Origin of the sequence: Inquilinus limosus MP06, assembly GCF_000767795.1 — a bacterium.
Taxonomy (GTDB): domain Bacteria; phylum Pseudomonadota; class Alphaproteobacteria; order DSM-16000; family Inquilinaceae; genus Inquilinus; species Inquilinus limosus_E.
On record NZ_JANX01000064.1, the window covers coordinates 1 to 17,549 of the forward strand.

23 protein-coding genes are annotated in these 17,549 nt (G+C 66.9%); 7 read left to right on the forward strand and 16 right to left on the reverse strand.

All coding sequences use genetic code 11. The annotated features are described in order from the left end of the window. The 3 genes from P409_RS07850 to P409_RS07860 all read left to right on the forward strand — a co-directional run. Positions 1-307: HEAT repeat domain-containing protein (locus P409_RS07850; protein WP_034833960.1), on the forward strand; the 307-nt coding region annotated here is incomplete at its 5' end. Between the two features lie 133 nt (positions 308-440). Next, positions 441-1,127: a FadR/GntR family transcriptional regulator gene (locus P409_RS07855; RefSeq protein ID WP_081991353.1), complete on the forward strand. Its 687-nt coding sequence runs from the start codon at positions 441-443 to the stop codon at positions 1,125-1,127. 15 nt (positions 1,128-1,142) lie between these two features. Further along, the gene (locus tag P409_RS07860; RefSeq protein WP_034833962.1) at positions 1,143-1,472 is read left to right on the forward strand and encodes a TfoX/Sxy family protein; all 330 of its coding nucleotides are present in this window, start codon (positions 1,143-1,145) and stop codon (positions 1,470-1,472) included. Here the strand turns inward: P409_RS07860 and P409_RS07865 are convergent, their stop codons facing one another. The 4 genes from P409_RS07865 to P409_RS07880 all read right to left on the reverse strand — a co-directional run bounded on the left by P409_RS07865 (position 1,473) and on the right by P409_RS07880 (position 3,640). Continuing rightward, on the reverse strand, positions 1,473-2,003 hold the full coding sequence (locus tag P409_RS07865; RefSeq protein WP_034833963.1) for an AAA family ATPase: 531 nt from the start codon (positions 2,001-2,003) through the stop codon (positions 1,473-1,475). It lies immediately after the preceding gene. Between the two features lie 63 nt (positions 2,004-2,066). Next, a complete protein-coding gene (locus P409_RS07870; protein ID WP_034833964.1) occupies positions 2,067-2,474 on the reverse strand; it encodes a type II toxin-antitoxin system VapC family toxin in 408 nt (135 codons plus the stop codon). Next, entirely contained in the window at positions 2,475-2,708 is a 234-nt protein-coding gene (locus P409_RS07875) for an AbrB/MazE/SpoVT family DNA-binding domain-containing protein (RefSeq protein WP_034833965.1), read from the reverse strand. 92 nt (positions 2,709-2,800) lie between these two features. Continuing rightward, positions 2,801-3,640: a helix-turn-helix transcriptional regulator gene (locus tag P409_RS07880; RefSeq protein WP_034833966.1), complete on the reverse strand. Its 840-nt coding sequence runs from the start codon at positions 3,638-3,640 to the stop codon at positions 2,801-2,803. Positions 3,641-3,736: 96 nt separating this feature from the next. On the opposite strand from P409_RS07880, the gene P409_RS07885 reads away from it, so the two are divergent. After that, the gene (locus P409_RS07885) at positions 3,737-4,633 is read left to right on the forward strand and encodes an SDR family oxidoreductase (protein ID WP_034833969.1); all 897 of its coding nucleotides are present in this window, start codon (positions 3,737-3,739) and stop codon (positions 4,631-4,633) included. 161 nt (positions 4,634-4,794) lie between these two features. Here the strand turns inward: P409_RS07885 and P409_RS07890 are convergent, their stop codons facing one another. The 10 genes from P409_RS07890 to P409_RS36975 all read right to left on the reverse strand — a co-directional run bounded on the left by P409_RS07890 (position 4,795) and on the right by P409_RS36975 (position 13,269). After that, positions 4,795-5,421, reverse strand: a complete 627-nt coding sequence (locus P409_RS07890; RefSeq protein ID WP_034833979.1) for an FMN-dependent NADH-azoreductase — start codon at positions 5,419-5,421, stop codon at positions 4,795-4,797. A gap of 292 nt (positions 5,422-5,713) precedes the next feature. Beyond that, on the reverse strand, positions 5,714-6,424 hold the full coding sequence (locus tag P409_RS07895; RefSeq protein WP_034833981.1) for an SDR family NAD(P)-dependent oxidoreductase: 711 nt from the start codon (positions 6,422-6,424) through the stop codon (positions 5,714-5,716). Between the two features lie 149 nt (positions 6,425-6,573). Beyond that, positions 6,574-7,119: a carboxymuconolactone decarboxylase family protein gene (locus tag P409_RS07900; protein WP_034833983.1), complete on the reverse strand. Its 546-nt coding sequence runs from the start codon at positions 7,117-7,119 to the stop codon at positions 6,574-6,576. 36 nt (positions 7,120-7,155) lie between these two features. Beyond that, the gene (locus tag P409_RS07905) at positions 7,156-7,791 is read right to left on the reverse strand and encodes a nitroreductase family protein (protein ID WP_034833985.1); all 636 of its coding nucleotides are present in this window, start codon (positions 7,789-7,791) and stop codon (positions 7,156-7,158) included. Positions 7,792-7,996: 205 nt separating this feature from the next. Continuing rightward, positions 7,997-8,914 carry an NADP-dependent oxidoreductase gene (locus P409_RS07910; protein ID WP_034833987.1) on the reverse strand — a complete coding sequence of 306 codons (918 nt, stop codon included), beginning with the start codon at positions 8,912-8,914 and terminating at the stop codon, positions 7,997-7,999. 401 nt (positions 8,915-9,315) lie between these two features. Continuing rightward, positions 9,316-10,335, reverse strand: a complete 1,020-nt coding sequence (locus P409_RS07915; RefSeq protein ID WP_202964592.1) for a helix-turn-helix transcriptional regulator — start codon at positions 10,333-10,335, stop codon at positions 9,316-9,318. Positions 10,336-10,458: 123 nt separating this feature from the next. Next, a complete protein-coding gene (locus P409_RS36970; RefSeq protein ID WP_081991354.1) occupies positions 10,459-10,914 on the reverse strand; it encodes a DUF3788 domain-containing protein in 456 nt (151 codons plus the stop codon). A gap of 521 nt (positions 10,915-11,435) precedes the next feature. Continuing rightward, the gene (locus P409_RS07920) at positions 11,436-12,002 is read right to left on the reverse strand and encodes a cytochrome P460 family protein (RefSeq protein ID WP_034833991.1); all 567 of its coding nucleotides are present in this window, start codon (positions 12,000-12,002) and stop codon (positions 11,436-11,438) included. Between the two features lie 377 nt (positions 12,003-12,379). Then, complete coding sequence (locus P409_RS07925) at positions 12,380-13,084, reverse strand: SDR family NAD(P)-dependent oxidoreductase (protein ID WP_081991355.1); 705 nt, start codon at positions 13,082-13,084, stop codon at positions 12,380-12,382. Between the two features lie 41 nt (positions 13,085-13,125). Then, positions 13,126-13,269 carry a hypothetical protein gene (locus P409_RS36975; RefSeq protein ID WP_202964593.1) on the reverse strand — a complete coding sequence of 48 codons (144 nt, stop codon included), beginning with the start codon at positions 13,267-13,269 and terminating at the stop codon, positions 13,126-13,128. Positions 13,270-13,331: 62 nt separating this feature from the next. Between P409_RS36975 and P409_RS07930 the strand changes: the two genes are divergently transcribed. Continuing rightward, a complete protein-coding gene (locus P409_RS07930) occupies positions 13,332-13,775 on the forward strand; it encodes an ABC transporter permease (RefSeq protein ID WP_274519149.1) in 444 nt (147 codons plus the stop codon). A 9-nt stretch (positions 13,776-13,784) separates the two neighbouring features. Here P409_RS07930 and P409_RS07935 read toward each other — a convergent pair whose 3' ends face one another. Next, positions 13,785-14,207 carry an FCD domain-containing protein gene (locus P409_RS07935; protein WP_081991356.1) on the reverse strand — a complete coding sequence of 141 codons (423 nt, stop codon included), beginning with the start codon at positions 14,205-14,207 and terminating at the stop codon, positions 13,785-13,787. Positions 14,208-14,356: 149 nt separating this feature from the next. On the opposite strand from P409_RS07935, the gene P409_RS07940 reads away from it, so the two are divergent. Next, a complete protein-coding gene (locus tag P409_RS07940) occupies positions 14,357-15,244 on the forward strand; it encodes a GntR family transcriptional regulator (RefSeq protein WP_034833994.1) in 888 nt (295 codons plus the stop codon). A gap of 151 nt (positions 15,245-15,395) precedes the next feature. Further along, complete coding sequence (locus tag P409_RS07945; RefSeq protein ID WP_202964594.1) at positions 15,396-16,157, forward strand: SGNH/GDSL hydrolase family protein; 762 nt, start codon at positions 15,396-15,398, stop codon at positions 16,155-16,157. A 150-nt stretch (positions 16,158-16,307) separates the two neighbouring features. Here P409_RS07945 and P409_RS07950 read toward each other — a convergent pair. Next, positions 16,308-17,549, reverse strand: a 1,242-nt coding sequence (locus P409_RS07950) for a carboxypeptidase M32 (RefSeq protein ID WP_034833995.1), incomplete at its 5' end; no start/stop codon positions are given.

A 17,549-nucleotide genomic window follows, 5' to 3' on the forward strand; every position in this document is an offset into this window, starting at 1 on the left:
GGTCGAGGCGCTGGGGCTGAAGCCGGCCGACGACGCGATCGTCGCCGCCCTGGCCCGCGCCCTGGACGACGCCGATGCCGAGGTGCGGTTCGACGCGGTGCTGGGCCTGACCCGGATGGGGCCGGCGGCCGCCGCCGCGGTGCCGGCGCTGGGCCGGGTGCTGACCGGGGACGAGAACCGCTATGTCCGCGGCTATGCGGTCGAGGCGCTGTCCCGCATCGGGGATGACGCCGCATACCGGGTGCTGCTACCGTATCTCAAGCTCTCCCGCTGGTGTCCGATGACCACGGCGGCGAGCATTTTCTGACCTGTTTCCACGGCGCGGCATTGGCGGATCGGCGGCTCTCCCCCACAGCGGACCTTCGGACCCCGAGGCACTGGCCGCCCTGCTGGAAAGCACGCTGTCCGGCGCGTCCGGCCGCTCGCTCGCGGGCGGCGCGGTGCGCCAGACGGTGCAGGCGCTGGGCCGCGCCATCGTCGCCGGCCGCTATGCCGCCGATCGCCCGCTGCCGACCGAGACCGAGCTGGCCGCGGAATACGCGGTCGGCCGCAACGCCATGCGCGAGGCGATCAAGGTCCTGGCCGGCAAGGGGCTGATCCGCACCGCCCGGCGCTACGGCTCCCGCATCCGGCCGCGCGAGGAATGGTCGATCCTCGACCCCGACGTGCTGGCCTGGCTGCTGCGCGAGCCGGACGGCATCGGCCGCTTCCTGGTCGAGATCTCCGAGCTGCGCGAGATCGTCGAGCCGCGGGCGGCCGAGCTGGCGGCAACGCGCGCCACTGATGAGGAGGCGGAGGCGATCGTCGCCCTGGCCGCGCGGCTGGCGGTGGAGACGATGCCGCAGGTGCTGGACACCGATGTCGCTTTCCACCTGGCGGTGCTGAACGCCTCGCACAACCGGCTCCTGTCCGGCTTCGCCCGGCCGCTCGACGTGCTGCTGCGGGTGCAGTTCCTGGTCTCGGCGCATGGCATCGCCGCAGAATATGCCTACAGCCCCTCGGCCGACTATCATATGGGCATCGCCGAGGGCATTCGCGGCCGCGACCCGCGGAAGGCGCGCGACGCGGTGATGGCGATGCTGACCCGCAACCGCGGCATTGCCGAGAAGGTGGCGGGTCCAGGCTAGGGCGGGGAGGGCGGCATGGCACGCGATCCGGGGCTGGAGGAGCTGGTGCGCGAGGCACTGGGCGAGGAGCCGGGCCTCGACGAGAAGCGGATGTTCGGCGGCCTGGCCTGGCTGCTGCATGGCAACCTGCTGTGCGGCGCCCGTGTCGACAGCATGCTGGTCCGCCTCGGCAAGGGCAACGACGGCTGGGCGCTGCAGCAGCCGGACGTGGCGGCCATGGTCATGCAGGGCCGTGCCATGCCCGGCTGGGTGCGGGCCGGCGCGGCCGCCTATGGCGACGACGCACTGCGCCGGCGGCTGCTCGACGCCGCGCTCGCCTTCGTCCGCACCCTGCCGCCGAAATAGCTATTCCGCGAGCCTGGCCAGCACGAAGTTGGCCCGCTCGGCCACGCTGGTCTTCGGCAGGATCACGACCTCATAGCCCAGGGCCGGATAGTCCCTGAGTAGCCGTTCATACTCCTCCATCGCAGCGTCGAGGCCGTGGCGGCGCTCCGGATCGGTGCCGTAGATCTCCGGCCAGGGCGGGGTCAGGAACACGCGGCGGTGATAGGGATAGGGGCGGGCCAGAGTCTCCAGCGCCGGCTCGCCGGTCATGTGCTGCAGGGCGGAGGCGGCATCGATCAGGCCACGGTCGAAGAACACCCAGCCGAGCCAGCTCCCTGCCGCGGCACGGTCGGCCAGCGCCATCGCGATGGCGCGGCGGGCGAAGGTCGTCCCGTCGACCCAGGGCAGGGCCTGCCCGCCGCGCTCCAACTCCTGCTTGACGATGCGCCGCCCGGGCTCCTCGACCACGGCATGCCCGCGCCGCCCGAGTTCGGCCAGCAGCGTCGACTTGCCGCCGCCCGAGCAGCCGGAGATGACGACGTAACGGTCCATGGCGATCCTCGGCAGCGGGTAGCAGGTCGATAGGGATGGCTGGGCTCGACCAGCTTGGAAAGATTATTCCGGGGCGATGAGGGACAGCTTGGGAAAATAGGTCCGGTAGCGTGCCGCGTCTCGCGTCATCAGCCGGTATCCGGCGACGGCGGCGTGTGCGCCGATGAAAAAATCCGGCAGCGGCGACCGCTTCTCTCCTCCCCGTTGCCGGTACCTGGCGAAGGACTTGCCCGCCAGGAATGCCGCTTCGTAGGGAACCGCTTCCCGATCGAACATTGTCCTGGGCAGGGCGACCTCGAGATCCTCGATCCGGGAATAGCGAACCGAGACCTCGGCGTAGATGATCGGATTGATGACCAGGCGAAACCGGTCGGCGGCCTGTTCGAGCGACGCCGCCGACCATGGCAACCAGCGGGCATCCTCCGTCATCACGTCGAGGAGGATGTTGCTGTCGATCAGGATGGCGGTCATTCAGTCGTCCCGGGTGAGCGCCATGATCTCGTCCGTGCTGATCGCCACGTCTCCGCGCCCGCGCAGATGGGAGATGAGGCGGCTGCCGCGGCTGCCGCCTTTGCGGGGTTTGGCGCGCATGATCCGCACGACCTTGCCGTCGAACTCGAACTCGACCTCGGTGTGCGGCAGCAGGCCTGCGCGTTCGCGAATCTCGGCCGGGATGGTGACCTGGCCCTTGGACGTGATGCGCATAGTCGACTCCTTACTCTTGCCGGTAAGAGTAAGAATTCCGGCATCCAACCACAAGCTGCCCCTTGTCGGCTGAATCGGCGGGCACGCGGCGATCACGTCGGTGCCGACGCTTCCGGCCCGATCAGCGACCGGACCCGGTCGGCATCGGCCGGCGTCGCCGGATTGTAGATGACCATGCCGAGATCCGGCCGGCCGTCGACGGCGAAGGCCGAGAACTCGAAGGCGATCGGCCCGGCGATGGGATGGCGCAGGCGCTTGACGCCCTCGCCGTAGCTGCGGACGTCGTTGTCCCGCCACATCGCCGCGAAGTCGGGGCTCAGCTCGCACAGCTCCTCCACCAGCGCCCCGACTCTGTCGGTCGCCCCGGCGCGCGCCGCATCGGCACGGAATGCCGCTACCACGAACCGGGCCACGCCGTCCCAGTCGAACTGCGCGGCGCGGACGCGGCGATCCAGGAAGACTAGGCGCAGGATGTTGCGCTGCTCGGGCGGCAGGGCCCCGTAGTCGGTCAGCACTGCCGCCGCGGCACGGTTCCAGGCGACCACATCCCAGGTCGGGGTCTTCACCAGCGCCGGGCTGAGCGTCAGCGCGTCGAGCACCCGCTGCAGCCGCGGCGTGACGCCCTCGGCCACCTGGAAGCGGATCGCGGGCGGGCGGCCGAGCCCGAGCAGGAACAGGTGCTCGCGCTCGACATCCGTCAGCATCAAAGCGCGGGCGATCCGGTCGAGCACGTCGGCGGACGGCGCGCCGCCGCGGCCCTGCTCCAGCCAAGTATACCAAGTGGCGCTGATATTGGCGCGCTGGGCCACCTCCTCCCGGCGCAGGCCGGGCGTGCGCCGGCGCGGCCCGGACAGGCCGAAAGACGCCGGGTCCAGCCTGGCGCGGCGATCCTTGAGATACGCCCCGAGCGGATTGTCATTTCCGACCGGCATGCCGAACCTGTTAGCCATTATACCCGTATAATCTCTCGTCTTTACCAGGATAGCACGTCGCGAGACCGTCGCCTCCTCTTAACAGGAGGTTTCCTCATGCGTGTCTTCGTCACCGGTGCCACCGGCTTCGTCGGCTCCGCTGTGGTTCAGGACCTGATCGGCGCCGGTCATCAGGTGCTCGGCCTGACCCGCTCCGATGCGGGTGCCGAGTCGCTTCTCGCTGCGGGCGCCGAGCCGCACCGCGGCGACCTGCGGGATCCCGATAGCCTGCGCCGCGGCGCTGCCGAAGCCGATGCCGTGATCCACACCGGCTTCATCCACGATTTCTCGAAATTCCAGGAGAACTGCGAGATCGATGGCCGCGCCATCGCGGCGATCGGCGATGCGCTCGCCGGCTCCGACCGCCCGCTGCTGGTCACCTCCGGCGCCCTGATCGTGGCGCAGGGCCCGGTGGGGACCGAGGAGGATCCGCCCTTCCCCAATTCGGCCACCTATCACCGCCTGTCCGAGGCCGCCGCCGCCGCACAGGTGGCGCGAGGGGTGCGGGCGGCGACGGTGCGGCTGCCGCCCTCGGTCCATGGCGACGGCGATCACGGCTTCGTGCCGATCCTGATCCGGCTGGCGCATGAGAAGGGCGTGTCGGCGATGGTCGGCGAAGGCCTCAACCGCTGGCCCGCCGCGCACCGGCTCGACGCCGCCCGGGTCTACCGGCTGGCGCTGGAGCACGGCGTCACCGCCGGCGCCCGCTATCACGCGATGGCGGAGGAGGGCGTGCAGTTCCGGGAGATCGCCGCGGTGATCGGCCGCCGCCTGGGCGTGCCGGTGGCCGGCCTGTCGCCCGAGCAGGCGGCGGCGCATTTCGGCTGGTTCGCGATGTTCACCGAGATGGATGTCCCGACCTCGAGCGAACGCACCCGGACCCTGCTGGGCTGGGCGCCAACTCAGCCCGGGCTGATCGCCGACATCGACCGGCCGGCCTATTTCGGGGACTGATGACAGCGCGCTGTGCAAGGGAGCGCCGGTGCCACCCCTTCGATCTCGACCTCAGTAAGCCATCAAAGCCCGGATCGATCGACGACGGCGCCCGGGTCTCGTCGCCGCGGCAGCCGGACAGCTTCGGGCCCCACAGGCTGATCAGATCGCCTCGACCATCGTCAGGTCGCAGTCGGGACCTTTGCCATGACTGTCAGGTCGATCGCTGCGAGGGCTCTCTCCCTGGCCAATGTGGCCTGGTCCCCGACGAGAAACGCGGTGGCCTGCACGGGGAGGAATTGCAGGGTCTTCAGCCCAGCGCTGCCCAGCACCACCGACAGATAGGGCGTGAGAAAATCGGGCTGGTTGGCTCGCTCACCGGTAAAGACGCCCCCGGAAGCTATGCCGACGAAGACCGGACGGTCGCGCAGCATCCCCACCTTTCCGGCCGGCGTTGACCTGAAGGTGCGACCGGCGCGCAGGATCTGGTCGATCCACGCCTTGAGGACGGACGGAACGGTGAGGTTGTGCATGGGCGTTCCGATGACAATCACATCGGACGCCTCGACTTCCTCGATAAGTGCTTCGGCACGAACCAGCGAGCCTTCCAGCGGTGCCGCCAAGGTGGCCGGAGACGACAGCGTGGTTGCGTAGTCGGCCGTGGCATGCGGTAGGGGATCGGCGCCAAGGTCTCGCCGGCTGACGCTCATGGCGGGCGCAACCTCTAGGAGTTTCTCGACGATCGCCGCCGAAAGCCGGCGGCTATGGGAATCTGGACGCGGGCTGCAATCAATATGAAGGATGTTCATGCGGATTTTCCCCCATGGCTTTCAACGAGTCCCCGGACCCTCGAACCAGCGGGTCACGCAAATCGCTTTCGGTGAAAAGGCGAGCGATCCGCGATGCGGTCGTGGAGCCGTACCGCCGGACGCCCGAAGTCACGGTTGAGGTTGGCGCACTTCGGCAAGGCCGGCCTCGGGTCCCGCGCCCATGACCCGATGGGCTTCACACCGTATTTTTGATGGTAGGTGTGGCCGATCTCGTCCTCACTTCGAGGAGGACGGGCGAAGTCACTTTCTCTCTCCGGAGTGCTGATGCATCTCAGCGGCCGGCGCTTTGCCCACCGTCGACGTGCAGAATCTCTCCGGTGATGAACGGTGCGGAGTCGAGAAACAGGATGGCGTTGGCGATATCGCTTGTTTCACCCATGCGTCCGATAGGCTGGAAGGCGCCGAGCGTTTCGTGATTTTCAGGCGCGTGCATCGGCGTCTTTATGTTCCCCGGAGCAACGGCGTTCACGCGGATGCCCTTTTTCGCGTACTCGATCGCCAGTGACTTCGTGGCGGCGTTGAGACCGCCCTTCGTCATCGCCGCCAGGACCGAGTAGATCCCACTGATCGCGACTTGGTCTATGCTGGTCGTGACGCTCACCACATGGCCGCTCGAGCGCCTTTCCATCTCGGCGATCGCGAGTTGCGTGATGTGATAGAAGCCCGCCATGTTCACATTCATCACGGCGGCGTAGTCTTCGGCGGTGTGCTCGGTGAAAGGCTTTCCGACGTAGATGCCGGCGTTGTTCACCAGCGTATCGATGTGGCCAAATCGCGAGACGCCTTCGGAAATGACACGTTGTGCCGTTGTGGGATCGCCGATGTCGCCGGCGATACTCAGGACGTTCTCGTCGTCGGACTGCTTGATCGAACGAGAGGTGGCGACAACGCGGTAGTCGAGCTTTCGGAATGCTTTTACGACCTCCGCGCCGATGCCTTGTGACGCACCGGTAACGACAACAACCTTCTGTGACCTGTTCATGCGCGTACCCCGGGAAATACGATGCCCTGACTTTGTCGGCGCGCACGAAAGCCCGGTTGCGGTCCCAAAGATCCTGGGTATATCCGGGCTTTCGCGCTACGCTCGCATGCCTCTCGCCGTTGGAGATGGTCGACGCGGTCAGATGGAGGTCAGACCGAGCCGGCCGGCGTGACAGCGGGAAAGTCCTGCTCCGGATCGAACACGTTATTGAAAAAGTTCGTCAGGGAGTACATGGCCACCAGCGCAACGATCTCCATGACGTTCGCATCCGTGTGGCCGGCATCGCGGACGGCTTTCAGATCGGCTTCACTGACCTTGCCACGGCTCTCGATGACTTTGCGCGCGAATTGGACGGCGGCATCCCGTTTCGGGTCACTGGCATGGCCCTTCCGAGCGAGAATGATGTCGCCGGCCGGAAGCTTGGCCATATGCTCGGCCGTGAAGCTGTGGACCGTCAGGCAGTAGTTGCAGCCATTCACTTCGGAGACGGCGAGGCCGATGCTGTCACGCGTCTTCACGTCGAGCACCTTGCTCAAGGAGCCGAGTAAGGTCGCCCACGCGTTAAACGCGATCGGGCTTTGCGCGAAGGTCGCCATCATATTTGGCGTGAACCCGATGTTCCTGGTGAACATATCGAGGGTCGGCTTCGAATCGGCCGGCACCTGTTCCGGGTTCAGAGTTGCGGATCTGGCCATCACGTAATCTCCCTAAGTAATCGGTTTGACTGCCAATTAGACAAGCTGCAGTACATCGGCCACCGGGCGGCGGGGCTTCTGCGGCCAGTTCCCCGGACGCTCCGGCCCCACGGACAACAACATCACCGGCACTTCGTCCTCGGCCAGTCGGAACTCGCGGTGCACAGCGTCAGCATCGAAGCCGATCATCGGCGTCGAACCCAGACCCCATGAGCGGGCGACATAGATCATCGCCGCCGCGCCGAAGGTGGCGGTGCGCACGGCTTCATCGCGCTGGCGCTGCGGGAAATCCTGATACAGACCGCGTGCGGGGATTTCCCAATCCGGCACCAGGTTTGCCGGCATGATGCCCGCTTCCACCACCGGGGCCAGGCGCTCCGGTATCACGCTGGAATCGGCCAACTGGCCGCAGACGATGAAGGTAACGGCTGCTTCGGTGATCGCGGGCTGATTCCAGGCGATCGGACGCAGCCGAGCCTTGGCTTCGAGCGTGCGTACGGCAATGAAGCGCCAGTTCTGCAAGTGGAAGGATGTCGGCGCAGTGGTGCCGATTCGCACCAGTTCGCGGATCTGGTCGTCGCTCAAGGTGGCGGAAGGGTCGTAATACTTGGTGGCGGTGCGGCTCAGGATACATTCGATGACGGCATTGCTCATGATCAGTCCGTTGGTCATGGTTAGTCCTGCGGGCGAAAGAACAGGTTGAGGCACGAGAGCGTTTGCTTTCCTTGCCGGAAGTGCTGCGGAGATGGAGTCCGCTCGACATCTCACGTCAGGGCCATCGGCTGCTTCCGAGATGGCTCCCGGCGCCTTTGACGGGGCGCGCCACGACCAGTCCGGACAATGCCGGCCGGCCGCATGCATCGATAGGCGGTGTCGCTTACGGACGAACGCGAATGATCGTCTTCCCCGGGCGTCGCTCGGTCCGGTTGAAGGCGGTGACCGCGTCATCCAGGGCAGAGACGGTGCCGATATTCGTCCGCAGCCGTCCGTCCCGCACCCGCTGGATGATCTCCCCCAGCTGGGTGCGGTCGGACACGACAACGAAGTCGACCGCCAGGCCGTCGGCGGGCCGCGCCTCGGTCGGACCGGCGATGGTCACCAGCGTTCCTCTGGCTCGGACCAGGCCTGCAGACCGCTTCCCGATGTCGCCGCCGAAGACATCAAACACGAGATCGACACCGCCGACATCTTCCAGGGCGTCGTTTTCGAGGTCGACGAATTCCTGCGCGCCGAAGCCGAGCGCCGTCTGACGGTGGGCAGCGCGTCCGGTGCCGATAACATAGGCGCCGGCCTCACGGGCGAGCTGGGTTGCCATCGACCCGACTGCGCCGGCCGCCCCGTGCACGAGGACGCTCTGCCCTGCCTGAAGGCGGCCATGCTCGAACAGTCCCTGCCACGCAGTCAGGCCCGGCATCGCCACGCTCGCGCCCACCGTGAAGTCGACGTCGCCCGGCAGCGGCGCAAGGTTGCGGGCCTCGATGGCCACATATTCCGCCAGGGTGCCGCCGCGATACGAGTCCGTGAGGCCGAACACCCGCTGTCCCACTGACAGTCCCGTCGTGCCGTAGCCGAGGGCGGCCACCACTCCGGCCAACTCCTGCCCGGGAATAACCGGCGTCCGATCACGGCCGAGGCGATCGGTCCATGTCGAGGGCCATGTCAACTCGTCCCAGGTGAATCCCGACGCATGAACCTGAACGACGACGTCGTTGATCGCTGCCTGCGGCTCGGGAAGCTCCGCCAGCTTCATTCCGGCCGTTCCCGCCGCCCGGTCCGTCACAACGATTGCCTTCATCGTCCACCTGCCTATGTGCGGTAGCTCGTCATCTTCCGAATACAAAGCCACGCTGCCACTGGTGTCGGCGCCATGAAACCCCCGTCAGGCCGCCCAGGACGGGCGGACACGCATTCCGGAATCCAGAGCTGGCCAGCGCCGAGGATCAGGGGATCAGGCGTGTCCGGATCCGGCAAGGGATGGAAGGGAGCTTAGTCGGGCGCGGCGTCAGGGCGCGCGAGCTCATGCGGCTTGCTTTCGGCCCTTATCGTCTCCCGTCTTTTCTCCTGCCAGGTGACAGGCTCAAGCCAATGTCGAAAGCTCGATGAACAGCTTCGACAGGTGAACGGATGTCACAATCGGCATGCCCTTCCGAACTCGCGCACTTGGCGGGAGAGATGCCTCGGAGCGCGGTGCTCGGCTCAAGCGCCCTTATCAGCCTCGCCGTTCCTGGCATTCTGCCGGTACTCGCTGGGATCAGCGTTGTAGGCTTGCCGGAACGCCCGCACGAAGCTGGAGCGGCTTTGATAACCGGCGTTGTAAGCCACAACCTCGACCGGGGCTGACGTCGTCGCGAGATCGAGCGCCGCCTGCCGCATCCTGAGATCCCGAACGACGGCCATCGGCGAACGGCCGAAGATCTCCGAGAACCGCGCCATGAAGGCCGACCGGCTCAGGCCTGCGCGATGCGCCAGGCTCTGAATCGTATGGGCGGCCCCCGGACGTGCCACCATGTCGGCGAATGCACGTGTGATCTGACGGTCCGCGAGAATCGAAAACCGATCCGTCCAGCTGCGGGAGGACTTCATCGATCGCCTCACCAAGGCGACGACGATCTGCTTCAGCAGGGAAGCCGTCATGGCGCCCATGCCGATTTCCTGCGCGCAGAGCTCCTCGACCGCTTCGCGAAGCTTCAGGTCGATCTTGTCCGTCGGCTCGAATTTCTCGACCACCGGCTCTCTCAGTTCGCGAAACAACCCGACGGATTGTCCGAAGGACGCGTTGAAGAAGCCGCAGATCTGGATAATCTCGGGCTGCTCGGCCGGCATCCCGATGCGCAACACGCCGTCATGCTGCGTCCAGCAATCGCGGGTGATGAGCCTCTTCGGGCCGCCGGCTCCGTCGACTTCGATCGCGAACGGGGTGTTCGGAGGCTTGATGATGAGCAGATGCGGCTCGAGCGCCATCGACGGCCCGTTGCCGATCGAAATTCGCCCCCTGCCGCTGACCGTGTAGTGGATCGCCGGCGCGTCGATCGTCCCCATCTCGGCGCGATGGCCCGCTGGAATCAGTATCTCGGTGAGCGCGATGACTTCGATCTCGAGCGCCCGCATGAGGTTGTTGAGGTCGGCGGCGGAAAGCTTCGAGGCAGGGCCGGCGATCATCGGACCGGCCTGCTCCCCTTGTCCGCTTCCGGCTGGTGAATTGCCCGTGTTTTGCATGACAACCTGCTTACAAAGTCAAACCGCGAATATGGTCGAATCATCTCTTCATCCTTGAAGATCTTGGGGTACACCGTTCTGCTATGATTGCGACTCTTGACCGATCAGCCAGATATCTGACGTTCAGCCGCACGGCGTTGGAGGGCGTTTCATAGTCAAAAGTTCCACTACATTACGTCGATCGTTTGCAGATGAGATCGCAACTGTCAGGAATTTCCCGTCCGGGTACGTTCGGGCTTGATCGTAAAGCTGGACCAACTGCGGGCGCCAGGCATGACGCCGCTCCTCGAACTTCTTTCGTTCTGCTTTCCCCAAGACCACCGTGGCCGAAAATCGCCTGTACTCCGGCAGGAAGGTGCAGAACGCCCTTGTCTTCTTGTAGCGCAGGGACCAGCCGCGGTTCCTGCCGCCATAGAGCCACTCTGGCGTGAAAACACCGGGATAGAATTCCTCGATCCAGTTCTGCAGCTCGGTCCAATGCTTGAACGCACCCGGCCCGATCCAGTCGCGGACAGTGCTGTCATCGGGCGGTGCTGACGTGTCGGTGATCCTATCGCCGATCTGGAGGCTCTGTTCCATGCCGCTTTTTCTCCAGCGCAAGGTTATCACGAAGCACGTGCGACCATCACCGCTTCGCAGGGCGGGCTGCTACGGCCGGTTCGGGCAAGTGTGGGACCGGAACGGATCGAGAAGGCGCCGTCCGCTTTCGGGGCGCCGCCTTGACGACCGCATGCGGCGCGATCGGGCCGGCTGCGCCGAACATGGCGGCGTGCCCGAGCCCGCACCTGGGCAGTGGCCGCGAAGAAGGCGTCGGCCTCCGCATCTGCGGCACTATTGGATCGCCGCCTGCCAGAGCTGCGCCATCAAGGCTTAAGATATGACCGGCTGGGCGTTGGGACGTCTTCGCGCCATGCGGGAGCGGCTGGACCGGACGCCGGATGCCATGCGCATCCGTCGGCAGACGGCGGGGCAGCCCTTCGGCGCGCTCAAAGCCTCGATAGGCGCGACTCTTCCTCCCCGAGGGTCGAGAAGGGTCAGCACCGAGATCAGCCTCCAGATTCTCGCCTATAATCCGGAGCGTGTGATCTCCATCATCGGGATCATTTCCTCAGCTGCGGATATCCATGGACATAGATCCAGTCCGTCGCCTGAGCTGGAAGGTGGCAGGACTGGCAATCCGCCGTATAGTCCGTCGATGTCGTCTTCAGCGGATTGCCGACGTCGAACCAGGACCAGCCCCAGCCGTCGCCCCAAAGCTTGTTGCCCGGAAATCTGCCCTTGCCGTCTTTCATCATGACGAACCAGCCCGACAGCTTGTCCGCGTGGCTTACTGTCCCGGTCGTCATGTCGCCGGTCGCAGCGCCGTAGACCTCCTTCACCAGCACGGCGCCGTCCGGGAAATGCCCGTCGCGGCGATAGGCTGCCGTGGTGCCGGGAGAGGCGTACACGGTATGGAGTTCCTTTGCGCCCTGGCCCTGGTCGGCTGCAACGGCCCAGGTGCCTAGAAACTCATAGGAAGTCCGGTAGTCAGTGGGAACATGAAGGTTGCCCGCCGCGTCGACGGCCCCTCCGGCCAATGGTCCCTCGGCCTGCGCCGCCACGGCTGCGACGGTGCCGCAGGCCAGAGCAGCCAGAAGCAGGGCGGAGGCACCCCCAGCAATTCTCATGGTCTCACCTCGGGTATCTGGTCATGCCGCGGCGACAACTCGTTGACCGGCCGGCACCGTCGGTTGGGCGGATCTGTCATCAGGCTAGCGCGACAGGATGGCGCCAAGGTCCGAATTGCGTGTCCATTCGTCCGGGATATCCGGCTGGCAGAGCTCCCTGGCGATCTGGAGAACGGCCGTCGCTCCGGCGGGCTCGGGCCAACCATCCTCATATGGTCGACGAGCGGCTGTCGGGTTCGTGGTGCCACGAATTCGGGAAGAATCTCGATGTTGAGGAGGTCGTGTCCCGCCAAGTGGTGTAGGAGCTGTGGATAAGTAGCCCGCCGGAGCGACCGCCACGAGTCTGGCGCAGGCGGGCTGCTTATCCACAGCGGTGGTCATCGCGAATCTTCGGTAGGGTTTTGGTCGCCAAACTTCAACGCGAACCAAGGACCCACGATGACCGACGAGATGTATGTGATGTGCTCCGGCGCCTGCGCCATTGCGCCGGGCGTCCGGGCCACGGCCGGGGTCACGCAGTTGACGGCGATGTCGTGCCCGGCCAGCTCCTTGCCCAGCGACTTGGTCATGGCGATGACCGCGGCCTTGGCCGAGCTGTAGGCCGCGGCGTTCGGGTTGCCCTCCTTGCCGGCGATCGAGGCGACGTTGACGATGCGGCCGTAGTTCTGGGCGATCATTACCGGAGCCACCGCCCGGCAGCAATGGAAGGTGCCGTTGACGTCGACCTCCAGCACGCTGCGCCAGGCATCGAGCGGATACTCCGCCAGCGGCGCGTTCGGCCCGACCATGGCGGCGTTGTTGACCAGGATGTCGATGCGCCCCAGCGCCTCGACCGTCCCCGCCACCGCGGCCTCCACGCCGGCATTGTCGGCGATATCCACGCGCATCGTGTGGATGTCGTCCCGGCCGGTGGCCGCGGCGAGCTCGCGCTTCGCCGGCTCCAGCCCGTCGGCGTTGACGTCCCAGATGACGAGCCGGGCGCCGGAGCGCAGGAGGCGTTCGGCGATCTCGCGGCCGATGCCCTGGGCGCCACCGGTGACCACGGCGACGCGGCCGTCGAGATTGATCGAGTTGAGCTGCACGGAAGGACCTCTGGTGACGGGCTTGCGATGCGGGCGTCGGATCAGGCGTTGGCGCCCACGGGCTGGCCGGCCGTTGGCCGCCAGCGCATGAAGCGCTCCTCGAACACCGACACGGCGGTGTCGAGCACGAGGGCGAAGACGGTCAGCAGCAGGATGCCGGCGATCACCGAATTGATGTCGAACACCCCCTCGGCCAGCAGGATCAGGCAGCCGATGCCCTTCTCCGAGCCGAGATACTCGCTATTCGATCCCGAAGATCACGCTGTACCCGATCCTGCTGCTGATGTTCGGCCTCGGCATCTCCGCCAAGATCGCCTTCGGCACCATCCACGGCATCATCCCGGTGGCGCTGTTCACCATCAGCGCGGTGCGCAACATCCGCCCGGTCCTGGTGAAGAGCGGCCGGGTGATGGGCCTCAGGACGTTCGAGATGGTCACCCGCGTGCTGCTGCCGGCGGCGATGCCGGAGATCTTCGCCGGCCTCAGGATCGGCTTCTCGCTGACCCTGATCGGCACGCTGCTCGGCGAGATGTTCGCATCGCAGCGGGGGGTGGGCTTCCTGCTGATGAACGCGATCGGCCTGCACAACATCGACGTCATCATGGCCCTGACCTTCCTGCTGACGCTCTTCGCCGGGGCTGCGAGCAGCTTGCTGCTTCATCTCAATCGAAAGCTGCAAGGTCCGGTTTGATCCCCGGCCTCACGGCCTCGGTGAGAAGCCGCCTTCCTCCGCGATCCGGGCCAGCAGGTGGTCCCGGGCCGCGGTGACATGGACGAAGACGGCCTGGCCCGCCGCGGTCGGGTCGCGGGCCTCAAAGGCGCGGATCATCGTCTCGTGCTCGCCGATCACCGCGTCATACATCTCCGGCCCAAAGCCGCCCAGACTGTCGGCCACCGTCCGCACCACCCGGGTGCGGCCTTCCAGGATCTGCTCGGCCTCGGGATTGCGGGCGATCTCGTAGATCCGCTTGTGGCAGATGATGTTCTCCCGCGACGCCACCATCGGCTTGCCCGACCGGATCAGGACGCTCAGATCCTCGTGCAGCCGGCGCAGCGTGGCGATGTCGGCGTCCGTCGCCCGCTCGACCGCGCAATGCCGGGGGCAGGTCGACGGATCGAAGATGCTGACCCTCCGGGTCGAGAGTGCTAGACGTCATCATGCCATCGCGGCGATCAGAACAGCAGGGTTTTTTGCATGATGATGGTTCAAAGTGCAATCATCAGCGCAGGGCCGCCCGCCGTCGGGCCCGGCCGGCTTGTCGAGAGGGGCCGATGCCGCCATCGCCGCTGACGCCGCAGATCGCCGCGCGGATCATCGACTACGCCCGCGACCAGCCGCTGCGGCCGAACGACCACCTGCCGGCGCAGAAGCTGGCCGACCTGTTCCGGGTGTCGCGGTCGCCGGTCAATGATGCGCTGAAGCTGCTGGAGGCGCGCGGCATCGTCCGGCGCGAGGCCAATCGCGGCTTCTTCCTGGCCCAGGATCCGGCGGCGCTGGCCGCCGATGTCGTCGCCGATGCCAGCCCGGAGGCGGGGGAGGAGGCATATTTCCAGCTCGCCGACGACCGCCTGTCCGGCCGGTTGCCGGACCGGGTCAGCGAGAACGAGATCATGCGGCGCTACGACCTGTCGCGCAGCGAGGCGATCCGCATCCTGACGCGGATGGCGCGGGAGGGCTGGGTCGAGCGGCTGCCGGGCAAGGGCTGGGGCTTCCTGCCGGTGCTGACCTCCAGCGAGGCCTATCGCATGGCCTACCAGTTCCGCATCGCCATCGAGCCCGCCGCCATCCTGCAGCCGGGCTACACGGTCGACGAGGAGGCGTTCCGCCGTGCCCGGGTGCAGCAGCAGGCCCTGCTGGACGGCGACTACCGCACCCTGTCGCGCACCAGGCTGTTCGAGATCAACTCGCAGTTCCACGAGATGATCGTCGCCGGCTCCGGCAACATCTACTTCATCGAATCGATCAAGCGGGTGAATGCCAGCCGCCGCCTGGCGGAGTACCGCAAGACGGTCGACCGCAGCCGCCTGGTCGGCCAGTCGCTGGAGCATCTGCGCATCCTCGACCTGCTCGAGGCCGGCGATATCGCCAAGGCGTCCGAGTTCATGCGCTTCCATCTCGACTACGCGCTCAAGCTGAAATCCGACGGCACCCTGGGCTAGGCGCCGGCGCGGGCGGTGCGTGGCGTGCGCAGAATTGGATTGACTTACATTTATACGTGATGCAATTCATCGGAGGTGGCCAGGCCGGTTTCATGGCGCGACGAGCGACGGCCGGAGATGGCGCTTCGTCGGGGCCGCATTCTGTGACACGGTGACCCCGACCTTCGGCAACGGCGACGTCCGGCTGGATCGCCGGGTCAAGACCACATCCGGGCCGCTGGAGCGGCCGACGCTGCTGGGGCGGGCGGCGCAGGATCGGAGGGGCATCGTGACCAGGACCATCCTCGCCTTCGGCGATAGCCTGACCTATGGCGCCGATGCCGAGACCGGCGGCCGCCACCGCTTTGAGAACCGCTGGCCCAGTGTGCTGGAGGTCGGGCTGGGCGGCGCGGCGCGGGTGATCGCCGAGGGCCTGGGTGGGCGCACGACGATGTTCGACGACCATGGCGCGGCGGCCGACCGCAATGGCGCCCGTATCCTGCCGACACTGCTGGGCAGCCACCACCCGCTCGATCTTCTCATCATCATGCTCGGCACCAATGACCTGAAGCCGCATGTCTGCGGCACGGTCCTGGGCGCCGGGGCTGGGATGGAGCGGCTGGTCGAGATCGCCCGCACCTATCCCTACGGCCGAGGCGCGGCCGCACCGCAGGTGCTGATCGTGGCGCCGCCGCTGTTCGGGCCGACCGTCGGCGGCGACTGGCAGCCCTCCGGCGGCCGCAGCATCGCGGAATCGCAGAAGCTGGCGCCACGCTATCGCGATGCCGCGGAATACTGCGGCTGCGCCTTCTTCGACGCGGCGAGCGTGGCGACGGCGTCGCCGGTCGATGGCGTGCATCTCGACGCCGCTAACACGCGGGCGATCGGCCAGGCCCTGGTGCCCGTGGTCCGGCAATTGCTGGCGCTGGACTGACCGGCCGTCAAGCGCCGGGGAGATCATTCTCTTCCCTGCGAAAGAGCCGTCATTGCGAGGAGGTGAAGCCGACGAAGCAATCCATCGTTCCGTTCGGGCTGATGCATGGATTGCTTCGCTGCGCTCGCAACGAGGGTCCTTGAGTGGGTATCAGCCCATCTCGGCGAGCGGGTACTTGGCCTCGAGATAGGCGAGGTACGGCTCGGGATCGAGGCCGCTGCCGGTCGCGGCCTGCAGGATCTCCTCCGGCGTGCGCGACCGGCCGTGGCGGTGCACCGCGCGGTTCAGCCAGAGCTTCAGCGGCGCATAGTCGCCGGCCTCCAGCCCCGCCGTCACCGCCGGGTCCCGCTCCGCCTCCGCGAACAGCTGCGAGGCCATGACATTGCCCAGAGTGTAGGTCGGGAAGGACCCGACATAGCCGGTCGACCAGTGCACGTCCTGCAGCACGCCGCGCGCGTCGTCCGGCACGTCGAGGCCGAGATCGGCGCGCATCCGCTCGGCCCAGGCGGCCGGCAGGTCGGCGACGGCGAGGTCGCCGGCGATCACCGCGGCCTCCAGCTCGACCCGCAACATGATGTGCAGGTCATAGGTCAGCTCATCGGCCTCGACCCGGATCAGGCCGGGCCGGACATGGTTGACCGCACGCCAGAATTCCGTGGCCGAGACATCGGCCAGCTGCTCCGGGAAGGCCTCGCGCAGCAGGCCGAAATTCAGCTCCCAGAAGCGGCGGGACCGGCCGACGCGGTTCTCCAGCAGCCGCGACTGGGATTCGTGCATGCCGAAGCTGGCCCCGCCGACGGCGTAGAGGTTGACGATGTCGGTCGCCAGCGCCGACCGGCCGATCTCCGGGTCGATGCCCTGCTCGTACATGCCGTGCCCGGCCTCGTGCAGCGCCGCGAACAGCCCGGCGGGCAGGTAGCCGGGACGGTAGCGCGAGGTGATGCGGACATCGTCGCGGGTGAAGGAGATCTCGAACGGGTGCACCGTCTCGTCCAGCCGGCCATGGGCATAGTCGAAGCCGACCCGCTCGGTCAGCGTCCGGGCGAAGGCCTTCTGCCGGTCCACCGGATAGTCGCGGTCCAGGAAGTCGCGCCGCGCCGGCGGCCGGTCCAGCACCCGCTGCATCAGCGGCACCAGCCGGCCCCGCAGCGTCGCGAAGAGCGGCCGCAGCCGGGCCAGGGCCATGCCCGGCTCGTATTGCGCCACCAGCGCGTCATAGGGGTGTTCGGACCAGCCCAGGGCGTCGGCGATCCGGCGCTGCAGGGCGAAGCTGCGCTCCAGATACGGCCGGAAGGCAGGGAAATCGGATCTGGCCCGCGCCGCGACCCAGGCGGCCTGCGCCTCGGTCTTCAGCAGCGCCGCCTCGTGCAGCAGCGGCTCGGGGATGCGGTC